Origin of the sequence: Listeria booriae, from assembly GCF_000766865.1 — a bacterium.
Taxonomy (GTDB): domain Bacteria; phylum Bacillota; class Bacilli; order Lactobacillales; family Listeriaceae; genus Listeria_A; species Listeria_A booriae.
In genome coordinates, this window is record NZ_JNFA01000013.1 from 1 (window position 1) to 2,622 (window position 2,622).

The 2,622-nt window shown below is 47.4% G+C and carries 1 protein-coding gene; it reads right to left on the reverse strand.

Annotation, left to right across the window (positions count from 1 at the left end):
* Positions 1–63: 63 nt before the first annotated feature.
* Positions 64–2,202 (reverse strand): MucBP domain-containing protein, encoded by a 2,139-nt coding sequence (locus EP57_RS16465; protein WP_052167586.1) that lies wholly within the window; start codon positions 2,200–2,202, stop codon positions 64–66.
* Between the last annotated feature and the right edge of the window lie 420 nt (positions 2,203–2,622).

The window sequence follows — 2,622 nt, forward strand, 5'->3', positions numbered from 1 at the left end:
AAGGTACCGAGGCACATACCATAACTTGCTTTTTGGATCCATGTTCTTTTCTTTGACATACATTTAGCTCCTTTTACACTTGCTTGATGGATAACGAAGGAGTAGCCAAGTGCCTACTACCAACAAAGCGAATCCCCATCCGATGGCATGCGTGGCACGCTCCCCCAATGAGGGCAGGGTCGGTCCTGGCACAACTGGCACCACCGATGGACTTGCTTCGGAGGACACCTGTGTCGGTGAAGAGACGGATGGTGTCCTTGTATCCTCTGTCACAGGAGATGGTAGGGAAGGCTTCGGTGGTGTGGTAGGCTCCTCCTCCACTGGATCCATCGCTTCGATGGGCTCGTCTGGGGCATAGACAAAGCGCACCGTTTGCACAAATGGGCCAAAGATTCCCGTCACGTTCGCTGGGTGTTCGGAGACATGGTACCCTGGAATCACTTTGGCTTTCGCATGATACGTCTCCCCTGCGTGCCCCTGCAGAATATCTTCTTCCGCTACAGCTTTCCCTTGGGCATCCACATGTTCTACCGTGACAGGTTGCGCTACTGGCAACGCTTGTTTGGTATAGACAAAGCGAACGGTTTGTGCCACGGCTTGGAAAGTCCCTGTATGATTACTTGGCAGGCTCGTCAGTTGATAGCCTGGAATTGTTTTAGGCTCAGCTTGATATAGAGCACCCAATGCTCCAGTCAAGGTTTCCTCTTGTGTCAGGGCTTGCCCTTGGTCATCGACATACTGTACCGTGACGGGTTGTGCCATAGGTGGGGCCGTCTCTTGCGCATAGATAAAGGTCACCGTTTGTGCTTCTGTACCAAAGGTGCCCATTTGATTGGTGGGTGTCGTGACAAGACGATATCCTGCAATAACCTGGGCTTTAGCTTCATACGTATCCCCTATAGCCCCTGTCAACACTTCTTCTGGTGCTACAACCTTCCCTTCGATATCTAGATGACGCACTGTGACCGCTCGGCTGACAGGGACGGCTTCCTTGGTATAGACAAAGGTCACCGTTTGCGCCTCAGTGCCGAAAGTCCCCACCCGATTCGCTGGTTCTTTGGTGAGTTGATAGTCGTTAATCGTTTTGGCTTGGGCTTCATACGCTTCGCCCAGTACTCCCGTTAAACGCTCCTCTGGCGCTAAAACTTCGCCTTTTTCATCCACATAACGGACGGTGACAGGCTGAACGGTGGCTTTCGCAGGCAACACTCGTTGCTTAAAATCGACACTAATAAAGCGACGAGAACCACTCGAACCTGGCGGACTTTGTCCAAAAGAAACCTTTCCCATCCCAGCTTTACTGTACGTTGCGTATTTCCCATCATACGCTTCCATACCTTCCCATTTCCCATCCACCGTAACCCCACCAAACATCACTTGTTCCCCCATGGGATCAAACGCCTGCATAAAAACAGGCTCCCCAACATAGGCGTCGGGCAGTTTAACCTCTCCCCACAACTGCCACGTACTACCGGGGTCTTGAATTAAAGGTAAATGTTGTAACGGTCGGAAGTCACTGACACTCGCACTCAAATACAGCTTCTTCAGGTGCGTCAGCTGCCGAAAAGGCTCCAAGCTCTGGATGTTATTTCGTGCATCTAGACCAATGTATTCTAGTTTAGTTAATCCAGCAAGCGGATCAGCATCTGTGATTTTATTATCGGTTAAATTCAGATACGTCAGGTTAGTTAGGTTTTTTATCCCTGAAATATCTGAAATTGCTTGGTTTTTTACCGCTAATACTTTCAATTTCGTTAGATTAGAAAGTACGTCTAAATTCTCTACCTTTCCTTTAAAACCACCTGCTATACCAATCCATAAGTCCTCTAAATTCCGAAGGTACTGGACCCCTTCGATGTTACCGATAGGGTCGCCCAGTGCAGGATCATCTTCGATGATTGTCACTCGATCTAATTCTGCTTGTGTGACCTCTTTTTTTACATCTATTTTGTCTGGACGCGTTTGTGGATAGATCTCCATCGCCACTTGCAATGCTAATTTGTAACTCGGAAAAATACTCGCAAAAGTACTTCCTGCTGGTATGGTGGTTACTTTCGTTTCCCTTTCTGTTTGCGTTGTTTCCACTGCTTGAACCTCATTTGTAGGTACAGCATAAGGTAAACAGCCATTCGTGCCTAGCACTCCTGCAAGCCCTAAGTTCATCCACACTTGGCGCTTCCTTCCTTTTTGAATAATTGACATTCGACTTCATTCCTCCTCTATTACGTTTCTTGTTCCTCGTAGTTTATTGAAAAGACTTTTTGACAGCCTCATCGCCGCTCCATTTTAATTGTATCTGTTTTCACATGCAATTGCTGTATACAAAATAAGACATTCCTTGTCAAAAACCGATAAAGAAAACGCTTTCATTTAATTCGTTTGGTTTAGACTGTCGTTGAATGCCCGTCAAGTCTGCTATCGGCCTTTCGGGAGTATCTCCTAAAGTCGTGATTGTCGCTAATTGCTCCGCAGACACAGACGATTCTGGGTTGATTCTTTTTGCGTCAATGCCTCGATGGGGTGCTGATCTTCTAGCCAGCTCTCCGCTGGGCTGAATAATAAGGTACCGAGGCACATACCATAACTTGCTTTTTGGATCCATGTTCTTTTCTTTGACATACA

Bases quoted from the DNA above. Each gene is read 5' to 3' on its own strand.
- EP57_RS16465 (WP_052167586.1), bottom strand. From the start codon at position 2,202: ATGTCAATTATTCAAAAAGGAAGGAAGCGCCAAGTGTGGATGAACTTA.